Source organism: Pseudomonas sp. UFMG81 (assembly GCF_015354575.1).
Classification (GTDB): Bacteria; Pseudomonadota; Gammaproteobacteria; order Pseudomonadales; family Pseudomonadaceae; genus Aquipseudomonas.
Genome location: NZ_JACAFQ010000060.1, coordinates 1 through 20,718, shown reverse-complemented (window position 1 = coordinate 20,718; position 20,718 = coordinate 1). Strand labels below are relative to the sequence as shown.

Annotated in this window: 18 protein-coding genes and 1 pseudogene; 14 read left to right on the top strand and 5 right to left on the bottom strand. The window is 66.7% G+C overall.

Annotation, left to right across the window (positions count from 1 at the left end; translation table 11 throughout):
• On the bottom strand, positions 1-1,231 hold a 1,231-nt coding region (locus IX761_RS26210; protein WP_323744619.1), incomplete at its 3' end, for an MFS transporter.
• Positions 1,228-1,770, bottom strand: a complete 543-nt coding sequence (locus tag IX761_RS26205; protein WP_194792384.1) for a hypothetical protein — start codon at positions 1,768-1,770, stop codon at positions 1,228-1,230. The genes IX761_RS26210 and IX761_RS26205, both read right to left, overlap by 4 nt.
• 131 nt (positions 1,771-1,901) lie before the next feature.
• Between IX761_RS26205 and IX761_RS26200 the strand changes: the two genes are divergently transcribed.
• Positions 1,902-2,801 carry a LysR family transcriptional regulator gene (locus IX761_RS26200; protein ID WP_194792383.1) on the top strand — a complete coding sequence of 300 codons (900 nt, stop codon included), beginning with the start codon at positions 1,902-1,904 and terminating at the stop codon, positions 2,799-2,801.
• Positions 2,802-2,807: 6 nt separating this feature from the next.
• Here IX761_RS26200 and IX761_RS26195 read toward each other — a convergent pair whose 3' ends face one another.
• A complete protein-coding gene (locus IX761_RS26195) occupies positions 2,808-3,512 on the bottom strand; it encodes an SOS response-associated peptidase family protein (protein WP_194792382.1) in 705 nt (234 codons plus the stop codon).
• A gap of 100 nt (positions 3,513-3,612) precedes the next feature.
• On the opposite strand from IX761_RS26195, the gene IX761_RS26190 reads away from it, so the two are divergent.
• Both IX761_RS26190 and IX761_RS26185 read left to right on the top strand, forming a co-directional pair.
• Entirely contained in the window at positions 3,613-4,044 is a 432-nt protein-coding gene (locus tag IX761_RS26190; RefSeq protein WP_194792381.1) for a LexA family protein, read from the top strand.
• Positions 4,028-5,311 carry a Y-family DNA polymerase gene (locus tag IX761_RS26185; protein ID WP_194792380.1) on the top strand — a complete coding sequence of 428 codons (1,284 nt, stop codon included), beginning with the start codon at positions 4,028-4,030 and terminating at the stop codon, positions 5,309-5,311. Before IX761_RS26190 ends, IX761_RS26185 begins: the two co-directional genes overlap by 17 nt.
• Before the next feature lie 85 nt (positions 5,312-5,396).
• On the opposite strand, the gene IX761_RS26180 is transcribed toward IX761_RS26185, so the two are convergent.
• A complete protein-coding gene (locus tag IX761_RS26180; protein ID WP_323744618.1) occupies positions 5,397-7,379 on the bottom strand; it encodes an acyltransferase family protein in 1,983 nt (660 codons plus the stop codon).
• Between the two features lie 467 nt (positions 7,380-7,846).
• Here IX761_RS26180 and IX761_RS26175 point away from each other — a divergent pair, with 467 nt between their 5' ends.
• From IX761_RS26175 to IX761_RS26125, 11 genes and pseudogenes are all read left to right on the top strand, one after another.
• The gene (locus tag IX761_RS26175; RefSeq protein WP_194792378.1) at positions 7,847-8,497 is read left to right on the top strand and encodes a DUF2491 family protein; all 651 of its coding nucleotides are present in this window, start codon (positions 7,847-7,849) and stop codon (positions 8,495-8,497) included.
• 12 nt (positions 8,498-8,509) lie between these two features.
• Positions 8,510-8,935 (top strand): DUF350 domain-containing protein, encoded by a 426-nt coding sequence (locus IX761_RS26170; RefSeq protein WP_194792377.1) that lies wholly within the window; start codon positions 8,510-8,512, stop codon positions 8,933-8,935.
• A 17-nt stretch (positions 8,936-8,952) separates the two neighbouring features.
• Complete coding sequence (locus tag IX761_RS26165) at positions 8,953-9,657, top strand: DUF1190 domain-containing protein (RefSeq protein ID WP_194792376.1); 705 nt, start codon at positions 8,953-8,955, stop codon at positions 9,655-9,657.
• Positions 9,658-9,659: 2 nt separating this feature from the next.
• Positions 9,660-10,817 carry a glutathionylspermidine synthase family protein gene (locus IX761_RS26160; protein WP_194792375.1) on the top strand — a complete coding sequence of 386 codons (1,158 nt, stop codon included), beginning with the start codon at positions 9,660-9,662 and terminating at the stop codon, positions 10,815-10,817.
• Between the two features lie 215 nt (positions 10,818-11,032).
• On the top strand, positions 11,033-11,323 hold the full coding sequence (locus IX761_RS26155) for a hypothetical protein (protein ID WP_194792374.1): 291 nt from the start codon (positions 11,033-11,035) through the stop codon (positions 11,321-11,323).
• Between the two features lie 11 nt (positions 11,324-11,334).
• Positions 11,335-11,967, top strand: coding sequence for a hypothetical protein (locus tag IX761_RS26150; protein WP_194792373.1), 633 nt, complete (start codon positions 11,335-11,337; stop codon positions 11,965-11,967).
• A gap of 256 nt (positions 11,968-12,223) precedes the next feature.
• Positions 12,224-12,709, top strand: a complete 486-nt coding sequence (locus tag IX761_RS26145) for a formate dehydrogenase subunit gamma (RefSeq protein WP_194792372.1) — start codon at positions 12,224-12,226, stop codon at positions 12,707-12,709.
• Complete coding sequence (locus IX761_RS26140; RefSeq protein ID WP_194792371.1) at positions 12,703-14,247, top strand: formate dehydrogenase beta subunit; 1,545 nt, start codon at positions 12,703-12,705, stop codon at positions 14,245-14,247. Before IX761_RS26145 ends, IX761_RS26140 begins: the two co-directional genes overlap by 7 nt.
• Positions 14,244-17,129 carry a formate dehydrogenase subunit alpha gene (gene fdhF, locus IX761_RS26135; protein WP_194792370.1) on the top strand — a complete coding sequence of 962 codons (2,886 nt, stop codon included), beginning with the start codon at positions 14,244-14,246 and terminating at the stop codon, positions 17,127-17,129. Before IX761_RS26140 ends, fdhF begins: the two co-directional genes overlap by 4 nt.
• Positions 17,126-17,329, top strand: a complete 204-nt coding sequence (locus IX761_RS26130) for a formate dehydrogenase subunit delta (protein WP_194792369.1) — start codon at positions 17,126-17,128, stop codon at positions 17,327-17,329. The genes fdhF and IX761_RS26130 overlap by 4 nt, the downstream gene beginning before the upstream one ends.
• Before the next feature lie 181 nt (positions 17,330-17,510).
• A pseudogene (locus tag IX761_RS26125) lies at positions 17,511-19,329 on the top strand (ABC transporter ATP-binding protein/permease).
• Between the two features lie 225 nt (positions 19,330-19,554).
• On the opposite strand, the gene IX761_RS26120 reads toward IX761_RS26125, so the two are convergent.
• Positions 19,555-20,718, bottom strand: a 1,164-nt coding sequence (locus IX761_RS26120; RefSeq protein WP_194792367.1) for an MFS transporter, incomplete at its 5' end; no start/stop codon positions are given.

The window sequence follows — 20,718 nt, the reverse complement described above, 5'->3', positions numbered from 1 at the left end:
CCCCTAGCAACCGCGCCGTCCCCTGGATACCCCCCGTAGCCCCGCTACGTGTCAGGGGCGTCGACAAGAACATGGCCCGGTTATTAGCCACATTGAACAAGCTGAACCCCACCCCGCACAGCATGAGCAGCGGCACCAGCACCAGCGCCGACCCCTTGGGCGGCACCAGCGCAGCCACCCCCAACCCAACGTCCATGCACAACCCCCCGGCAACGCACAGCCGCGCGCTCGAAGCCCTGTCTGCCAGCCACCCGGCAACCGGGGCCATGCAGGCCACGGTCAACGGCCAGGCCATCAGGTACAGCCCCAACGCCAGGTGCCCCACCCCAAACCGGTGTTGCAGGAAAAAGGGCAGGGCGACCATGCCTGCGGTCTGCCCCGCAAAGCACAGCACCGAAGCGCTCACCGCACGCCGAAACGGGCGCGCAGCCAGCAAGTCCAGCGGTACCATCGGCGCCGTTTTGTGCCGCTCCCTGCGCACCAGCAGCCACAGTTGCACCACGCTGCCGGCAAGCAACACGGCCGCAAGCCCAGGCCTGCCGGGCACGCAGCTGGCAGCGCTCACCAGCGCGGCGAACACCCCGGCGTTCAGCAGCAGGCTGGCTAGGTCCAGCGGGCGCCCGGTGCCCTTGGCCTGGGGCAGCGCGCGCACCGCCAGTAGCACGCCCAGCCCCAATGGCAGGTGGACGGCGAACAGCCACGGCCAGTGCGCCACCGCCAGCAGCGCCGCGCCGATCACCGGCCCGGCGGCCGAGGACAGGGCCACGGCCAGGGCATTCCAGCCGATGGCGGCGCCGAGCCGATGCGGTGCGACCACGCTGCGCAGCAGTGCCACCCCCAGCGCCAGGACGGCCGCGCCGCCAAGGCCCTGGACGAAGCGGGCGGCGACCAGCCAGGGCAGGGTGGGGGCGATGGCGCACAGCAGGCTGGTGCCGGTGAACAGCCAGACACCCGCAGTAAACACCCGGCGATAGCCAAGGCTCTCGCCCAAGGCGGCGCAGGGCATCAGGGCCATCAGCAAGGCGGCCTGGTGGGCAGTCAGCACCCAGATGGCGCTGGCCGGGGCCACGTGCAGCGCCTCGGCGATCCCTGGCAGGGCCGCGGTGGTCGTGGCGGTGCTCAGCACCACCAGCACCATGGCGGCCAGCACGGCCCCCACCGCCAGCGCCTGCCTGGGGTGGCGGGCGGCGGTGCTCGCCGCAGGCGCGGATGGCTGGGCGAGGCTGTTCACACCCGGGCCTCGGGCACCCAGTCCCCGGCCTGCTCGACATAGCGGGTCAGGCGGCGCGCCTCGCGGTCTTCTTTTTTCAGGTCCCGTTCGGTGAAGCGGAACAGCAGCGCGGGCCCGGCCACGCAGCGGGTATCGTGGATGTCGCCGGGCAGGTACAGCTGGGTCTGGCCGGCGCAGAGCACCGTGCTGCCGCGCTTGACCAGTTTCACCTGGCCGCCCGCGTCCTCGACCCGGGCATAGGTGCTCATTTCGATCGCGCCTTGCTGCACCGCATAGATGACCCAGCCCCGGCCGTGGTCATGGGGCGGGCGGTAGAGCCCTGCGTGCTCGGTGTGGGCCAGCAGCACGAAGCCGTACTGCGGGTCGCGGTACAGCTCGTGTTGCGCGGCAGCCTCCAGGTGCAAGGTGGCCAGCCAGGGTTCCGATACCGGGGTGTTCAGCAGGGTATCCAGGTGCTGCTGGCAGCCGGCAACCATCTGCGTGGTCAACGGCCCCCACGTGGCGCGCATGTCGTCAACGAATTTATGCAAGGTGTTCATGCAGGTTCTCCCGTTTGATTTCGCTACGGGTCGACTCTATTGAGGCGTGTGGCATGGCGGAAGACGCACGCTTTGCACTTTACTGATGCACGTGGCGCGCTATCTCGTCGCGAGCGCGCTACTATCCGCCCATGACCATTCCCGACCTGAACCTGCTCATCACCCTCGACGCGGTGCTCGCCGAGGGCAGCGTCGCCCGGGCCGCCAAGCGCCTGCACCTGAGCCCTTCGGCCATGAGCCGGGCGCTGGCGCGCCTGCGCGAAACGACGGGGGACCCGCTGCTGGTGCGCTCGGGCCGGGGGCTGGTGCCCACGCCCAGGGCCCTGGCGCTGCGCGAACGGGTCAGCCACCTGGTGGACGAGGCGCAGGCGATGCTGCGTCCCACCCAGGTGCTCGACCTGCGCCAGCTGGCCCGGACCTTCACCCTCAGGACCAGCGAAGGCTTCGTGGAAGGCTTCGGGCCGCAGTTGATCGCCCGTGTCGAGGCAGCGGCGCCCGGTGTGCGCCTGTGTTTCCTGCAAAAGCCGGACAAGGACAGCAAGGCCCTGCGCGAAGGCATCGTCGACCTGGAAACCGGTGTGATAGAACCGACGACGGCGCCAGAGCTGTATGGGCAGGCGTTGTTCCGCGACCACTACATAGGGGTGGTGCGCGCGGGGCACCCGCTGGCTCGGGGCAAGATGAGCGCAGCTCGCTATGCCGGCGGCCGGCATGTGATGGTGTCGCGCACCGGGGCGGACAAGGGGGTGATCGACGACGCCCTGCAGGCCCAGGGGCTGGCGCGCAAGGTGGTGACCATCGTCGGGGGGTTCTCCACGGCCCTGGGCCTGGCCCGTGGGTCCGACCTGATCGCCAGCGTGCCCGAGCGCCATACCCAGAACCTGCGCCAAGGCCTGCACAGCTTTGCCTTGCCGGTGCCCACCGAGCCATTCACCGTGTCGTTGCTATGGCACCCGCGATACGCAGCCGACCCCGCCCATCGCTGGTTGCGCGGCCTGATCGTGGAGATTTGCGCGCAGCGTGAAGAATAAGGGCGCTCAGCCTGGGGGCGTGGCAGGCAGCGGCAAGATCAACTCGGCCCCTTCGTTGCGCACATTCCCCACCTCGCGCCCCACCGCAAACCACTCGAATGCCTCCACTGGCAGGCAATACTCATTGGCCACCCGCTCGGCCTCCTGCGCCGATAAGTCCGGGTCGATCCACATCCGCGCATGCTCGGGCCCCAGCACCAGTGGCCGGCGATCATGAATATCCACCATCCCCGCATCACTGGCGGCGGTGATGATCACGAAGCCATCCCCCTCGTTGGGCGCAAGCCCCGGCCGTACCTCGGCCAGCGCTGCCATGAACATCGGCGCGCCGCTTTTCAGGCGAATGAAATACGGCTGTTTGCGTTTGTCATCCAGCGGGTCGGCCACCCACTCATACCACCCATCCGCCATCACCAACGCCCGCCCCTGGGGCCACAGCGCCTTGAAAAACTTGCCGGTGGTTACCGTCTCCACCCGGGCATTGATCGGCGCCGGCCGCTTGCCGGTGGCCCAGAACGGCGCCCAACCCCAATGACAGGGGTCGATGCGCAAGCCGTCGGCGGCAGTGTGCAGCACCAGCACGCGGCTGCCGGGGGCGACGTTGTAGCGCCCGATGGGGTGGTTGTCGTAGCCGCTGACCACATCCTGCTCGGCCTGCAGTTCGCGCAGGTAGTCGGCCAGCCCCTGGTACTGGGCGAAGCGTCCACACATGGCGTGCCTCCCATTTGTCGAAAATGCCTACGCCGAAATTGACCGCAGCGCGGAATCGCCATTAACTGTATATGCATACAGTCAATTCGCAAGGCTACCCATGATTTCCATCCTCGGTCCGGTCGCGCGTGGGCATGCCACGCTCGCGCGCTATGGGTTCCGTGTGCCGGCGGGTTTCCCGTCGCCGGCGGCGGACCACCTGGAGCAACCCCTCTCACTGGATGAGCTGTTCAAGCTGCGCGCGCCGCACATGTACCTGGTCAGGATAGATGGCGACAGCATGCAGGGCGCCGGGATCTTCGACGGCGACCTGGTGATCGTCGACCGCGCCCTGGAGCCGCGCCACGGCCATATCGTCATCGCCGCCATCAACGGCGAGCCGCTGTGCAAACGCCTGCACCAGGTGGGCACCCAGGTGGCGCTGCGCTCGGAGAACCCGCGCTTCCCGCCGCGCTACATTCTCGAAGGCGACGAGCTGGCGATCTGGGGCGTGGTCACCTTCAGCGTGCGCAGCCATGACCCCAATGCCTGAGCCGGTGTTCGCGCTGATCGACTGCAACAGCTTCTATGCCAGCTGCGAGCGGGTGTTCCGCCCGGACCTGGCGCGCACCCCCATCGTCGTGCTGAGCAACAACGACGGCTGCGTGATCGCCCGCAGCGCGGAGGCCAAGGCCTGGGCGCGGATGGGTGAGCCGTACTACCAGATCCGCGACACACTGCGCCGCCATGGGGTGCAGGTGTTCTCGTCCAACTACGCGTTGTATGGCGACATGAGCGAGCGGGTCATGAGCCTGATCGAGACCATGGTGCCGGCCTGCGAGGTGTATTCGATCGACGAGTGTTTCGCCGATCTTGCCGGCATCCCCGGTAACCTCACGCAGCTTGGCCGCGACATCCGCACCCGGGTGCTGCGCTGCACCGGCATCCCGGTGGGGGTGGGCATCGCCACCACCAAGACCCTGGCCAAGCTGGCCAACCACACCGCCAAGCGCTTGCAGGCGCACACCGGCGGGGTGGTGGACATTCGCGAGCCGTTCAAGCGCGACTGGGTGTTGCGCAACACCGGGGTGGCCGAGGTGTGGGGGATCGGCAAACGCATGACCGCGCACCTGGCGGAGCTGGGCATCCGTTCGGCGATGGACCTGGCCACGGCCGATCCGCGGCTGCTGCGCGAGCGCTTCAGCGTGGTGATCGAGAAGACTGCCCGCGAGCTGGGCGGCACGCCATGCCTGGCGCTGGACGAGAACGACCCGCCCCGCCAGGAGATCTGTTGCAGCCGCATGTTCGGCCAGCGCCTGACGACGCTGGCGCCGATCCAGCAGGCGGTGGCCACGTACACGGGGCGGGCGGCGCAGAAGCTGCGGGCCCAGGGCTCATTGTGCAAGCGCCTGCGGGTGAGCATCCGCACGGGCATGTTCAACCCGGACGAGCCGCGCTATAGCCAGGGTGCCCTGGTGCAGTTGCCGTACCCCACCAACGACACGCTGCTGCTCACCCGCATGGCCACCGAGGCCACCGGGCGGATCTTCCGGCCCGGCTACCGCTACAGCAAAGCGGAGGTGCTGCTGCTGGATTTGCGCCAGCCCGGTGAGTTCAGCGACGACCTGTTCGCCGCCGCGCAGCCAGCGGCCTGCGACCGGCTGATGGCGGTGCTGGACGAGATCAATGAACGCTACGGCAGGGCTGCGTTGCGGGCGGGCAGTGTGCCGCGTGCCCCGGCGTGGGGGATGCGGCGGGAGATGATGAGCCAGTCGTACACCACGCGGCTGGACCAGCTGTGGCGGGTCAGTGCGTGCTGAAAGGGGCGGGTGGGCACCCCGGCGACAACGCCTGCCGCCGGGTGCCTGGCCATCCGATGCCGGTCTTTTGGGGCCGGCACGGGGGTCAGTGGGTGGGCGCCTTGAAGGGGTTGCCCATCTCTTGCAGGTACTTCACGCCCAGCTTGTGCGAGGCGTAGTCCGTGACATGGCCGATATCGCGGTATACCGGCAGCCCGTCGATGGCGGTCAGGCAGCTGCCGTTCTCGCACTGGGCGTCTTTCGGGTCGATGAAGATCAGTTGCGGGTACGCTGCCTTCGCCGCCTTGAACATCGCGGTGAGGGCGGGATGTTCCTGGCCATCCCAGTCCTGCGTGGCGCACTGTTCGCTGGCCGTCTCCGAGCCGAACAGCCCGCGCAGCTTGATGTTGCGGTAGACGCAGTCGTTGACCGCATCGGGCATTTTCAGGTTGGCCTTAATGATGACCGGGATGGCGCCGCTTTCGGTGATCAGTTTCAGCCCTTCGAGCAGGGCGTCCTGCATGCGCTGGTGGGAGAGCTCGAGGGTGCGCTCGTCTTCCAGGGCGGTGACCACCTTGTCGCTCTCGACGTACCGCTCCCACACCTGGCCGATCATCACGTACTTGTAGTGGTTGTTCCTGATCATCGCGTAGTAGTCGGCGGTGGCCGCGTGGCACTTGCTGTACAGGGCCTGGAACTTCAACCAGTCGTACATGTAGATGCCTGGCAGGGTCAGGCAGGCCGGGTAGGATTGCGCCAGCACCGAGACGTTCGCGTCCTTGGCCAGGATGTCGATGAAGCGCCATTCATGGTTGGAGAACGAGTCGCCCATCAGCAAGGCCGTGGTCTTGGACTTGACGTCACCCAAAATGCAGCCGGGGTCCTTGCCGTCACTGACGTCCAGGCACTTTTCACGGTGCGGGACTTCGGCCGCCTTGAGGCGGGACAGGGCGTTGTCTGCGCCAAAACCGAAGCGTTGCGGCCAGCCATCGGCTGCCTTGCCGGCATCATGCAGGGCCGAGAACGCGAGGGCGGGCACGACCACCATGATGGCCAAGGTCTTGGCGAAGCTCATGCGCGACTTGCGCAGCGGTTTCTCCACCAGCGCATAGGATAGGCTCGCCAGCACGAAGGTGGCGACGAAGTAGGTCGCGATGACGGCCGGGGTCTTTTCCAGGCCCAGGTAGGTGATGGTGGCCATGATCGGCCAGTGCCACAGGTACAGCGAGTAGGACATCAGGCCGATGAGCACCACCGGCCTGGCGCTGAGCACGCTCGAGGTCAGGCTCGTCGGGCCCACGTAGAGCAGCGCGGCGGTGGCCACGCAGACGAGCACCGCGCGGTAGTCCGGGTAGGCCGTGGCGGGAATGGTCTGCAGGGCGACATAGACGATGGCGAGGATCGCTGCCAGCGCGATCAAGGTGGCCGCCGCCTGCCCAGGCAACTTGCGGTCACGCCCGAGAACAGCGACGCACGAACCGATCATCAGCTCGAAGATACGGGCGGTGAAATAGTAGTACCCCAGGCCTTCGGCGGTCTTCACCACATAGAACGCGGCGCCGATGGCAAGCAACGTCAGCACTACGCACACGTAGCCGAGTTGGCGCCTGCTCAGCGAGCGGTTCAGCAACCAGAGGCCGACCGGCAGCACGATGTACCACTGCCACTCGATGGCCAGCGACCAGGTGTGCAACAGCAGCCGGGTCGCCGAATCGGGGGTCGCATAGCCGTCCGACACCTTGATGAAGTGCTGGTTCGACAGCAACAGGCTGGTGTACTTCTCGCTCTTGAGGAAGCTTACGTACTCGATGGGCAGGTACACATAGGTGGCCACCGCCAGCGTGACGACCAGCAGGGCCAATACCGCAGGCTGTAGTCGCCAGATGCGTCGCGCGTAGAACCCGGAGAAGGTGAAGGTGCCTTTCTGCATCCCGCTCAGGATGATCGACGACGTCAGGTAGCCGGAAATGACGAAGAAGATGTCGACGCCGATGAAGCCCGACGGGAACAGGGTGAGCCCGCCATGAAAGACGATGACCAGCATGACGGCGACAGCGCGAAGGCCATCGATGTCCGCCCGATAGTCCACTGTCCTGGCAGCGCCCCGGGCTGGATGAGCGGAGGTCGTACTGCTGAGCGGGGTCGAGCTTGAGGCGCCATGCGGCTCAAGCAGGAGGCTTTTGTCATTTGACACAGTGGTAATCCTTTATGGCCTTCCATTGGCCCGGTAATTCAAAAGCGCACGTCAGGCATCACTCGATCCGAAGGAGAAAGAGCTGATCGATGCCGGGTGGTATCAGTATGCTATTAGTGGGCGGCGGGCCCTTGGCGCGTATCCTACAGGCCTTTTGCAATCGTGTTCCAATTAGATTGATGGCCAGTTGGGCGTCACGTAGGACGCATCTGCTTTCTGGGTGCCTGGATTGGCGGGGCGAGACAAAACCGCTATGGTGGCGCCCCCACGCAAGGACCGCCGCGATCACAGGGAGTCTCGATGGAGCTTTTCTCACCCAGGGCCTGCCGGCCTTTGGCGTTTTCTGCCGGACGCAACGCCGCATGAGCTGGCTGAAGCGCCTGATGGGCTTCGAGGCCCCACCCCACCATCGCGGTACGGCACCTGCCTGGCCATTTGGCTTGCGCAGCGGCGCCGTGTTCACGCCCGAGGCCACGCTTGAGGCTCGGCTACAGGGGTACTCCGAACTACTGGTGCCCGGTGCGCACGCGGTTTGGGCTGTAGGCGAGGTCAACCTGGGCGGCTCGGTGCGCCTGCTGCGCTGTTACCTTGACGACGAGGACTACTGGCTACAGGTGGTGATGAACGGCCCGGCCGCCGCGGCGGTGGGCGACATCATCCTGTTCGGCTACCACAGTGTCGTGCCGATCCAGGACGAGGCGCACCTCAAGCAGCTGGTGGGTACCGCCTCGAAGGTCGGCCTGCCGATGTACCCGCACGACGGCTACCTGTATGACCGCCAGTGGGGGCACGAACAAGGCCAGACCGAGCTGATCCCACTCACCGAGCACGTCGCCAGCCCCGAGGCGCGCTACCACGTTCGCCACCTGTCGATGCTCTATGCCCGCGACACCGGCCTGCCTGGGCGCCGCGAGTTCCTGCTGCTGTCGGTGGAGGAGGACGAGCAGGGCCAACTGAGCCTCAGCACCTCGCTGGGCGTCACCCTTCACCCCACGGACTTTCACGTAACCTGACAAGGACTTTCCATGCTCGACGCTTTGCGCCTGTCGCTCAATGCCCCGGCAGTGACCGGCTTCATTCTCTATATCAGTGTGGCGCTGATGCTGTTCTGGCTGTTCCAGTTCATCTATACACGCCTCACCCCGCACCGCGAGTTCGCGCTGATCCGCGACAACAACCCGGCGGCGGCCATCGCCCTGGGCGGCTCGCTGATCGGTTTCTCGCTGCCGGCCAGCAACATCATCGCCTACAGCGTCAGCCTGGTGGATGTGATCGCCTGGGTGGTCATCGCTGCCGTGGTGCAGTTGCTCGCCTTCGGCCTTACCAGCCTGGTACTCAAAGGGCTGCCCCAGCGCATCGTGCGCGGCGAGCTGGCGGCGGCAATCTACGCCGCCAGCGTGGCGATCAGTGTGGGCCTGCTCAACGCGGCCTGCATGACCCCGTCGGCCTGACGCGCAAGGAGCCCATCATGAGAACAAGCCCGGTCAAACTGGTGCTGGCCAGCTCCTTGCCGCTGGCGCTGAGCGCCTGTGGCCCCGCCGAGCCAACCTATACGGTCACCCAGCAGGTCAATTATGAAAGCCTGGAGGCCTGCGTGAGCGACCAGGTGCCGGCAAAGGACTGCGAAAAGGCCTATGGCCAGGCCTTAAACGAATACCAGCGCACCGCGCCCATCTATGACGCGCTGCGCGAATGCGAAGCCGCGTTCACCCCCGGTGGCTGCCTGACCACCATCGGTGGGCGCTACATGCCGCGCATGAATGGCTTCGAGCTGGAAACCGCAGGCGAGGTGAGTGAGTCGCAGTTGGCCAAGGCCAATAATGGCCAGAGCAACCTCAGTGGCAGCTTCGCCACCGGCGTGGTTGCCGGCATGTTGCTCAGCCAGGTACTGCCTGCCGACCGGCGCTACCGCTCGCAACCGCTGTACGCGTACAACACCGGCGGCAGCAGCTATCGCAATGGCCTGCTCGGCCAGCGTTTCGCGATCCAGCGTGCCGCGCGCGAAGAGCAGCAGGGCAGCAGTGGGGGAGGTTCCTCCGGCGGCGGGGGCGGCTGGAGCCGTGAGCGGTCCGGCCAGCCCACCTCGGCCAGCATCTCCCGTGGTGGCTTCGGCAGCCAGGCCACCGCGCGCGGCGGCTGGGGCGGGCGCTCCGGCAGCTTCTTCGGGGGCTGAGCATGCGCAAGGTCGAATGTGCCGAACGCCCGGATTGGCGTGCTACCGCCGAGCGCGAGGGCTTTGCTTTCCACACCATCGACGGTGAGCGCTATTGGGACGAGCGTGGCTATTACCAGTTCAGCGAGGCCCAGGTCAGTCGTGACCTGGAGGCGCCCACGCTAGCGCTGCATGCCATGTGCCTGGATGCCGTGGCGCGCATCGTCGACAGCGAAGCATTGATGGCCCGGCTGGCCATCCCGCCGGCGTACTTCGACCTGGTGCGGCGGTCGTGGAAGGCGGGGGAGTCGCATCTGTATGGCCGTTTCGACTTCAGCTACGACGGCCACGGCCCTGCCAAGCTGATCGAAGCCAACTACGACACCCCGACTTCGCTCTACGAGGCGGCCGCCTTTCAACTGATCTGGCTCGACGAGCAGGTGAGCCGGGGTGTGCTGGCGCCCCACGCCAGCCAGTTCAACAGCATCGCGCAAGACCTGGTGCGCGCCTTTGCCACATACGAGCGCCAGGGCACCTTCCATTTCTCCACCATCGGCGGGTCGGTGGAAGATCGCGGTACCACCGATTTTCTGCGCAAGATGGCCGAGCACGCCGGTATCAGCACCCGGCACATAGACCTGGAAGATATCGGCCTGGATGGGCAAGGGCGTTTCGTCGACCTCGACGGCCAGCCGATCCGGCGGCTGTTCAAGTTGCATGCCTGGGAGCACATCTTCCACGAGGCCTTCGGCCAGGCCATCGCCGGCAGTGGCACCTGCTTCGTGGAACCCGCATGGAAGGCACTGGTTTCCAACAAGGGCATCCTCGCGCTGCTGTGGGAGTGGTACCCGGGGCATCCAAACCTGTTGCCGGCATACCTCGATGACGATCCCACGCGCCCGGTGCCCAAGGGCTGGGTGCGCAAACCGTACTTCTCTCGCGAAGGGGCAAACGTCGACATCCGCACCGCGCAGGGGGAGCGGGTATTCGAAGATGGGCCCTACACCGACGCGCCGTATGTCCTGCAAGCCTATGCGCCGTTGCCGAAATTCGCTGACAACTATGCCTTGGTCGGCTCCTGGGTGGTCGGTGGCCTGGCCTCGGGCATTGGCATCCGTGAAGACGCCACGCTGATCACCAAGGACAGTGCGCGCTTCGTGCCCCATGTGGTCGTGGACTGAACCCACGAAAGCCGCCCGCCAATGCCTGCGTGGCGCAACAGCCGAAAGCGTTGGTAACACAACCGCGGCTCACCCTGCGCAGCGCAGGGCCATAGTCAATCCGAAGCGCAGCGCGTTGCCAGGGCAGGCAGGGCGCCGCTGGTCGGCTGAAACCACCCCAAGCTGGCAATGGTTTCAGTAATGTACGATGATCTTCGTATTGACAGGGATGTTCCATGACAAAGGGATTCAAGGCCGCCCGGCGTGATGTGATCGCCGCCCTGGCATCAGGTGATTACCTGCATGCGTCGCGCGGCGATATCGAAGTGAAGAACCTGCTGGCGACCGGGGAGGTCTGTGCGGCACAGGTCATCGAGGTGATCCGCACCTGCAACGGCAGCCATTACCGCAGCAGCCCCCATCATGCCGTGGCCTCGATCGAGGTCCATGTGCTCAAGCGGCACGGCTGGTACATCAAGTTCTATTTCATCGAGCCAGAAACCTGGTTCGTCAGCGTTCATCAGTGAGTACCCAGGCGATGAAGATTCTTTTCGAAGGCGATATCGGCAAGGCGCTCTGCGAGCACTGCCAGGCCGTGGTCGGCATGCACTACCAGCGGCGCGACGTGCCGTTCAGTGATGGTCAGGGCGTGGCCCGTGACATCCTGGTGGGGGTATGCGACGGCTGTGACACCGTGGTCGCCATCCCGGCGCAATCCACCCCGGCAATCCGCGATGCGCGCAAGGAGCAGCTCAAGTCCATCGAGGCCCGGTTGCCGGCGGTCTACCTGGATGTGCTGGACGCGGCCATGCACCGGGTCTGCAGCGAGGCGGGGGCGAACCTGCGCAAACTGTTCCTCGCCCATTATCTGCAGCAGTTGGTGCAGGCCCGCCAGGGCGAGGGCCTGCGCCCGGCTCACGAAGCCTTCGTCCTGGCCCTTGAGTGCCAGCGGCAACAGCGGGGGTTACCGGCCAGCAGCGCGACCCGGCGCCTGTCGATGAAGGTCAACCCGCACATGGCCGAGGACTTCCTGGCGCTGATGCAGCAAACCCACATGAACCAGACCGAACTGCTCAAGGCGGTGATCGCGCGGATCCAGGCCGATGTGCTCGAAGGGCACGATCCGCAGGTGATCGACAACCTGCGTAGTCTGGCGCGGATTGCGGGGTGAGGGGACTGTCGGCATCGCGCCTGGTGGCGCTCGGGTGGTCGGTTTCAGGACGCGCCTGGTCGCCCGCGTACAACCTTGGCTCGCCAGAACTGCCATGCTCACAGGATGCCCACGGACCGAGTGCGCCAAGACACCCGGCCATCGGCAAGGAGGGTGCCCGCCCCACGCCACCGTGACGTGACCGGCGCACCGCAGCTGAACACCGCCGGACACCTGCCCGTGACACGGGCCGGCCCGGGTTGACGAGGTCTGCTGTATGCCTGACGAGTTGAACCACCTGCCCCTGATCCAGCGCGTGCTGGCGCATGAAAAAGACACCCCCGGCGCGTTGTTGCCGATCCTTCACGCTATCCAGGCCGGCGCCGGCTATATCCCCGATGCCGCGGTCGGTGAGATCGCCCATGCCCTGAACCTCAGCCAGGCCGAGGTGCGCGGGGTGATCAGCTTCTACCATGACTTTCGCACCACCGCGCCTGCCCGCCACACGCTACGCCTGTGCCGCGCCGAATCCTGCCAGAGCCGTGGCGCCGAGGCGCTGGCGGCGCAACTGCGCGAGCAACTCGGGCTGGACGATCACGGCACCAGCGCCGACGGCGCGTTGAGCCTGCGCCCGGTCTACTGCCTGGGAGCCTGCGCCTGTTCGCCGGCGCTGGAGCTGGACGGCGAGCTGCACGCACGTATTACCCCCGAGCGCCTGCGGGCGCTGGTCGAGGGTTGCCGCGAGGAGGCCAAGGCATGCTGAACCTGTGCATCCCCTGCGATTCCGTGGCCCGCGCGGTGGGCGCCGACCAGGTGGCCGAGGCGCTGCAACGCGAGGCGGCGAATCGCCAGCTGGCGCTACGTATCCAGCGCACCAGCTCCCGTGGCCTGTACTGGCTGGAGCCGCTGGTCGAACTGGAGAGCGAGCGGGGCCGGTTGGGCTTCGGCCCGGTCACGGTCGAGGACGTGCCCAGCCTGCTCGACGCCTTGGCGACCGAGCCCGGTGACCACCCCTTGGCCCTGGGGCCGGTCGAGGAAATCCCCTACCTGAAAACCCAGCAGCGCCTGTTGTTCGCCCGCGCCGGCATCACTCGGCCGCTGTCGCTGGACGACTACCACGTCAACGGCGGTTTCGAGGGCCTGCGTCAGGCGGCGCTCAAGGACGGCGACGAGGTGGTCGCCGCCGTGCTCGATTCCGGCCTGCGCGGTCGCGGTGGCGCGGCGTTCCCGGCAGGCATCAAGTGGCGCACCGTGCGTCAGGCCCAGGCTGGGCAGAAGTACGTGGTGTGCAACGCCGACGAAGGCGACTCCGGCACCTTTGCCGACCGCATGCTGATGGAGGGCGACCCGTTCCTGCTGATCGAAGGCATGATCATCGCCGGCCTCGCCGTGGGCGCGAGCAAGGGCTACATCTATGTACGCTCGGAATACCCGGCCGCCATCCACGCCCTGAACGAGGCGATCCTGCTGGCCCGTGAGGCCGGCTACCTCGACGTGGCCGGCAACGGCGTGGCCTTCGACCTGCAGGTGCGGGTGGGGGCTGGCGCCTATATCTGCGGCGAGGAGACCGCGCTGCTCGAGTCCATCGAAGGCAAGCGCGGCATTGTCCGCGCCAAACCACCGCTGCCAGCCCTGGAGGGCTTGTTCGGGCAACCAACGCTGGTGCACAACGTGCTGACGCTGGCCTCGGTGCCCATCATCCTGGCCAAGGGCGCGGCGTTCTACCGCGACTTCGGCATGGGCCGCTCGTTGGGCACCATGCCCTTCCAGCTGGCCGGCAATATTCGCCACGGTGGCCTGGTGGAGCGTGCCTTCGGCCTCACGCTGCGCGAACTGGTGGAAGGCTACGGCGGGGGCACCGCCAGCGGCCGGCCGATCAAGGCGGCACAGGTCGGCGGCCCGCTGGGCGCCTGGATGCCCCCCGCGCAATTCGATACCCCCCTGGACTACGAGGCCATGGCCGCAATCGGTGCGATGCTCGGCCACGGCGGTGTGGTGCTGGCCGACGACAGCCTGAATATGGCCGGCATGGCCCGCTTCGCCCTGCAGTTCTGCGCCGAGGAGTCCTGCGGCAAGTGCACCCCGTGCCGTATCGGTTCGACCCGTGGCGTGGAGGTGGTCGACCGGCTGATCGCCAGCACCGACCCGGCTTACCGCGAAAGCCAGGCCGGGTTGCTGCGGGACCTGTGCGACACGATGCAGTACGGCTCGCTGTGCGCCATGGGCGGGATGACCTCCTACCCGGTGTCCAGCGCCCTCAAGCACTTCCCCGCCGATTTCGGCCTGGAGGCCGCGCAATGATCAATTACTTCGACCCCAGCAGTGCTATCGACCTGGGGACCCCCGAGCGGGTCAGCGACGTGCAGGTCAGCCTGATCATCGACGGCCGCCCGGTCAGTGTGCCCGCCGGCACCTCGGTGATGCGCGCTGCGGCGCTGCTCGGCACCAGCATCCCCAAGCTGTGCGCCACCGACAGCCTCGAAGCCTTCGGCTCGTGCCGCATGTGCATGGTCGAGATCGACGGCATGCGCGGCTACCCGGCTTCTTGTACCACTCCGGTGGGCGAGGGCATGGTGGTGCGCACGCAGACGCAGCGCCTGGCCGACCTGCGGCGTAACGTGATGGAGTTGTACATCTCCGACCACCCACTGGACTGCCTGACCTGTTCGGCCAACGGCAATTGCGAGTTGCAGACCGTCGCCGGCCAGGTGGGCTTGCGCGAGGTGCGTTACGGCTACGAGGGTGCCAACCACCTGGCCGAACAGAAGGACGTCTCCAACCCGTACTTCGACTACGAGCCCAGCAAGTGCATCGTTTGCAGCCGCTGCGTGCGCGCCTGCGAAGACATCCAGGGCACCTTCGCCCTGACCATCACCGGGCGCGGTTTCGACTCGCGGGTGGCGGCCGCCGGTGGCGATGATTTCCTCAGCTCCGAATGCGTGTCCTGCGGCGCCTGCGTGCAGGCCTGCCCGACCGCGACCCTGAGCGAAAAGAGCCTGATCCAGCTCGGCCAGCCCGAGCGCGCGGTGATCACCACCTGCGCCTACTGCGGCGTGGGCTGCTCGTTCCGCGCCGAGATGAAGGGCGACCAGTTGGTGCGTATGGTCCCAGACAAGAACGGCGGCGCCAACCACGGCCACGCCTGCGTCAAGGGGCGCTTCGCCTGGGGCTATGCCACCCACCCCGATCGCATCACCAAGCCCATGATCCGCAAGCGCTTGGAAGACCCTTGGCAGGAGGTCAGCTGGGACGAAGCCGTCACCTATGCCGCCAGTGAGTTCCGGCGCATCCAGCTCAAGTACGGGCGCGACTCCATCGGCGGTATCACCTCCAGCCGTTGCACCAACGAAGAGGCGTACCTGGTGCAGAAGCTGGTGCGCACCGCATTCGGCAACAACAACGTCGACACCTGCGCGCGGGTCTGCCACTCACCGACCGGATACGGCCTCAAGCAAACCCTTGGCGAGTCCGCCGGCACCCAGAGTTTCGACTCGGTAATGCAGGCCGACGTGATCCTGGTGATCGGCGCCAACCCCACCGATGCCCACCCGGTGTTCGGCTCGCAGCTCAAGCGCCGCTTGCGCCAGGGTGCGCGGCTGATCGTCATCGACCCACGGCGCATCGACCTGGTCGACTCGCCCCACGCCCGCGCCGAGTTGCACCTGCAACTGCGCCCAGGCACCAACGTGGCCATGCTCAACGCCCTGGCCCACGTGATTGTCACCGAAGGCCTGCTGGCCCAGCGCTTCATCGACGCCCGCTGCGAAACCGAGGAATTCACCCGCTGGCGCGACTTCGTCGCCCAGCCGGATAACGCCCCCGAGGCGCTCGGCCCGGTGTGCGGGGTGCCCGCCGAGCAGATTCGCGCCGCCGCACGGTTGTACGCCACCGGTGGCAACGCGGCGATCTACTACGGCCTGGGCGTGACCGAGCACAGCCAGGGCAGCACGGCGGTGATGGGCATCGCCAACCTCGCCATGGCCACCGGCAACATCGGCCGCGAAGGGGTAGGGGTGAACCCGCTGCGTGGGCAGAACAACGTGCAGGGCTCCTGCGACATGGGCTCGTTCCCTCACGAGCTGCCCGGCTACCGGCACATTTCCAACGAAAGCGTGCGCAGCGAATTCGAACAGGCCTGGGGCGTGACGCTGCAACCCGACCCCGGGCTGCGTATCCCCAACATGTTCGAAGCGGCCCTCGATGGCAGCTTCAAGGCGTTGTACTGCCAGGGCGAAGACATCGCCCAGAGCGACCCCAATACCCAGCACGTCACTGCCGCCTTGCTGGCCATGGAGTGCGTGGTGGTGCAGGACATCTTCCTCAACGAAACCGCCAAGTTCGCCCATGTGTTCCTGCCAGGCAGCTCGTTCCTGGAAAAGGACGGCACCTTCACCAACGCCGAGCGGCGTATCTCGCGGGTGCGTAAAGTGATGGAGCCGCTGGCCGGCAAGGCCGACTGGGAGGCGACCGTGGCCCTGGCCAATGCCCTGGGCTACCCGATGAACTACCAGCACCCGTCCCAGATCATGGACGAGATCGCCCGCCTGACCCCGACCTTCCACCGTGTAAGCTACGCCGAGATCGACCGTCACGGCAGCCTGCAATGGCCGTGCAACGACGCCGCCCCGGACGGCACGCCGACCATGCACATCGACCAGTTCGTGCGCGGCAAGGGGCGCTTCATGCTCACCGGCTACGTGCCCACCGACGAGAAGGTCAACAGCCGCTACCCGTTGCTGCTGACCACCGGGCGCATCCTCAGCCAGTACAACGTCGGCGCCCAGACCCGGCGCACCGACAACGTCGCCTGGCACGCCGAGGACCGCCTGGAGATCCACCCCAGCGACGCCGAAAGCCGCGGCATCGGCGACGGCGACTGGGTCGGGGTGGGCAGCCGCGCCGGGCAGAGTGTGCTGCGCGCCAAGGTCAGCGCCCGGGTGGCGCCGGGGGTGGTGTACACCACCTTCCACTTCCCCGAGTCGGGGGCCAACGTGATCACCACCGACAACTCCGACTGGGCCACCAACTGCCCGGAATACAAGGTCACCGCCGTGGAGGTGGTGAAGGTGTTCCAGCCCTCGGAATGGCAGAAGCGCTACCAGAGCTTCAGTGACCAACAGCGCCGCCTGCTGGAGCAGCGTCGGCAGTCCGAAGGCAAGGAAAAGGCGGAGGTGCGCCGATGAGCAGCGACAACCTGGTGAAGATGGCCAACCAGATCGCCCACTACTTCGACAGCGAACCGGACCGGACAAAGGCGGTGCAGGGGGTGCGTCAGCACCTGCAGAGCTTCTGGACACCGGCGATGCGGCGGCAGTTGGCGGAGTGGATTGAGGCGCATGCGGGGGAGGGGCTGGATGAAAAGGTGAGGGACGCGTTGGTCTAGGTTCTACCTGTAGCGGCCCTATCGCGGGGCAAGCCCGCTCCTACAAGCGCTAGGGCCGGCGTGGGAGCGGGCTAGCCCCGCGATGAGGCCGCAACAGGCACAGATGAAATGTCCGTCATGTACGCAAGGCTATTCGCCGGCAAATGCTACGCTCGCGAAAACACCCCGATGGATACCCACCATGGACATGAACTGGCACCAGGCCCTGCAAGAAAGCCTGCGCTGGCTGGCAATCGCCTCGGTCATCACCCTTATCGGTTTCACCGTCGCCGCCACCCTGGCCGTGCGCCACACTCGCTGGGGCCGCCAGTTCTGGCAGCTCGCCGGCCCCTATTTCAGCTTCCGGCGCAGTTGGCGCCCGCTGTTGGCATTCGCCCTGCTGCTGGTGCTGACGCTGTTTTCGGTGCGCCTGAACGTGCTGTTCTCGTTCTGGTACAACGGCTTCTACAGCGCCCTGCAGGCCCTGGACCAGACCGCGTTCTGGTACATGCTCGGGGTGTTCGCGGTGCTGGCCACCATCCACGTGCTGCGCGCGCTGTTCACCTTCTATGTCACCCAGGCCTTCAACATCCATTGGCGGGTGTGGCTGACCGAACGCCTGAGCGCCGACTGGATGCACGGCGACGCCTATTACCGTGGGCAGTTCCTGCCCGAGCCGGTGGACAACCCCGACCAGCGTATCGAACTGGACGTCAACGCCTTCGTCACCGGTTCCGTGTCGCTGGCGCTGGGGGCGGTGAGCGCGCTGGTGTCGCTGGTGGCGTTCACCGGCATCCTCTGGGGGCTGTCGGCGCCGTTGACGGTGGCGGGCGTCGAAGTGCCCCGGGCAATGGTGTTCGCCGTTTACGTGTATGTGCTGATCGCCACCTGGACCGCCTTCCGCCTCGGGCAGCCGCTGATTCGCCTCAACTTCCTCAATGAGAAATTCACCGCCAACTTCCGTTATGCCCTGATGCGCCTGCGTGAGAATGCCGAGAACATTGCGTTCTACCAGGGCGCGCAGGTCGAGCGCGGCACGCTGTTGGGCCGCTTCTTCGTGTTGATCGGCAATGCCTGGGCGCTGGTGTTCCGGAACCTGAAATTCAGTGGCTTCAACCTTGGCGTCAGCCAGATCGCCGTGGTGTTCCCGTTCATTCTCCAGGCACCACGCTTCTTCAGTGGCGCCATCAAGCTGGGCGATGTGATGCAGACCGCCCAGGCATTCGGCCAGGTGCAGGACGCGCTGTCGTTCTTCCGCGAGTCCTACGACACCTTCGCCAGCTACCGCGCCACCCTCGACCGTCTGACCGGCTTTCTCGACGCCAATGCACAGGCCAGCGCATTGCCCCGGGTGCACACCGAGGACCAGCCCCACGCCCTGGCTATCACTGGGTTGCAAGTGCTGCGCCCGGACGGCCATGCGCTGATCGCCGACCTCGACCTGCGCATGCTGGCCGGCCAGGCGCTGCTGATCAAGGGGCCGTCCGGCTGCGGCAAGACCACCCTGCTGCGCGCCCTGGCCGGGCTCTGGCCCTATGCCGAGGGCAAGGTCGGGCGGCCCATGGGGCATCAGGCGTTGTTCCTCTCGCAGCGCCCTTACCTGCCGTTGGGTGACCTGCGCACCGCCATCGCCTACCCGGTCGATGGCCAGCCCGAGGACGACCCGCGCATGCAGCAGGCGCTGCGCCAGGTCAACCTGGCCCACCTGGCCGAACGCCTGGACGAGCGTTGCGACTGGTCGCGGATTCTGTCGGTGGGTGAGCAGCAGCGCCTGGCCTTCGCCCGGGTGCTGTTTAACCGGCCGCAGGTGGTGTTCCTCGACGAGTCCACCTCGGCGATGGACGAAGGGCTCGAGCATGCGCTGTATTCGCTGCTGCGCAGCGAAATGCCTGAGGCGCTGCTGGTCAGCGTTGGCCATCGTGGCACCCTGGCGGGGTTCCATAGCCACCGGCTGGAAGTGGACGGGCAGGGCGNGGTGGGCACTGTTCGAGCAGCAGCCGGTGGTGGAGGAACCGGCGTAGTCCGGTTGGCCCTAGGTGGGCGCAACTGCCTTGCACAGGTTTCTTGTAGGAGCGGCCTTGTGTCGCGAAAGGGGCGCGTAGCGGCCCCAGGATTTCAAGTACACCTCAAGACTGCCGGGGCCGCTTTGCGGCCCATTCGCGACACAAGGTCGCTCCTACAGAGCACGTGCAAACCAATTGGATGTGGGACCGGCTTGCTGGCGATGGGCCGCAAGGCGGCCCCGTTCAAGGCTGATTCCGCCATTTCCACAGCCCCATCAGCGTGACCAACGCAAAGCCCCCGCCCATCAGAAACGTTGCCTGAAACCCCAGCCAGTCCCACAGCCCGCCGGCCAGCATACTGGCCACCAGCAGCGCCGCCCCCGTCACCAAGTTGAACACGCCGAACGCGGTGCCACGCAGGTCAGCCGGTGCGCTGTCAGCGACCAACGCGCTGAACACACCCTGAGTGAAACCCATATGCAGCCCCCACAGGCCAGCGCCCAGCGCCAGCCCGAACACACCCGGCAACAGTGCCAGGGCCAGGTCCGCCAGCACCAGCAACCCCAAGCCGATCATCAACACGCCCTGGCGCCCGATTCGGTCCGACAACGCCCCGGCCGGGTAGGCCGACAGCGAGAACGCCAGCGACACAAACACCAGCACCGCAGGCGCCCACAGCGCCGGTAGTCCCAGTGCCTGGCCGCGCCGGAGCAGAAAGGCCTCGCTGAAACGGGCCAGGGCGAACAGGGTGCCAAGGGCGATCAGGCGCCAGTAGCTGCCGTTCAGGCGGGCAAGTTCGCGGACAGCCAGGGGTGAGCGCGCGGGCCGGCCGCTGGCCTTCTGTGGTTCGCGCACGAACACCACCAGCACCAGCAGCGCCAACACGGCCGGGATCACCGCCACCCAGAACACGGTCTGGAAGTGGCTGGCGGTCAGCCACATCAGCAGGATCGCCAGCGACGGCCCGATGAATGCGCCCACCGTGTCCAGCGCCTGGCGCAGGCCAAAGGCCGCGCCGCGCAGCTCGGCGGGGGTGATATCGGTGATCAGCGCATCCCGGGGGGCGCCACGGATGCCCTTGCCAATGCGATCGACGAAGCGTGCCGCGGTCAGCCAGCCCAGCCCCGAGGCCAGCGGGAACACCGGCTTGGTCAGCGCCGCCAGGCCGTAACCCAGCACGGTCAGCAGTTTGCGCTTGCCCAGCCAGTCGCTGAGGGCGCCGGAGAATACCTTGCTGATCGACGCCGTGGCCTCGGCGATGCCCTCGATCAGGCCCACCGCCAGTACCGTGGTGCCGAGCACGCCGACCATGTACAGCGGCAGCAGGGCGTGAATCATCTCCGAAGAGATATCCATGAGCATCGACACAAAGCCCAGGGCCCAGACGCTGCGGGGGATGGCGGGGAG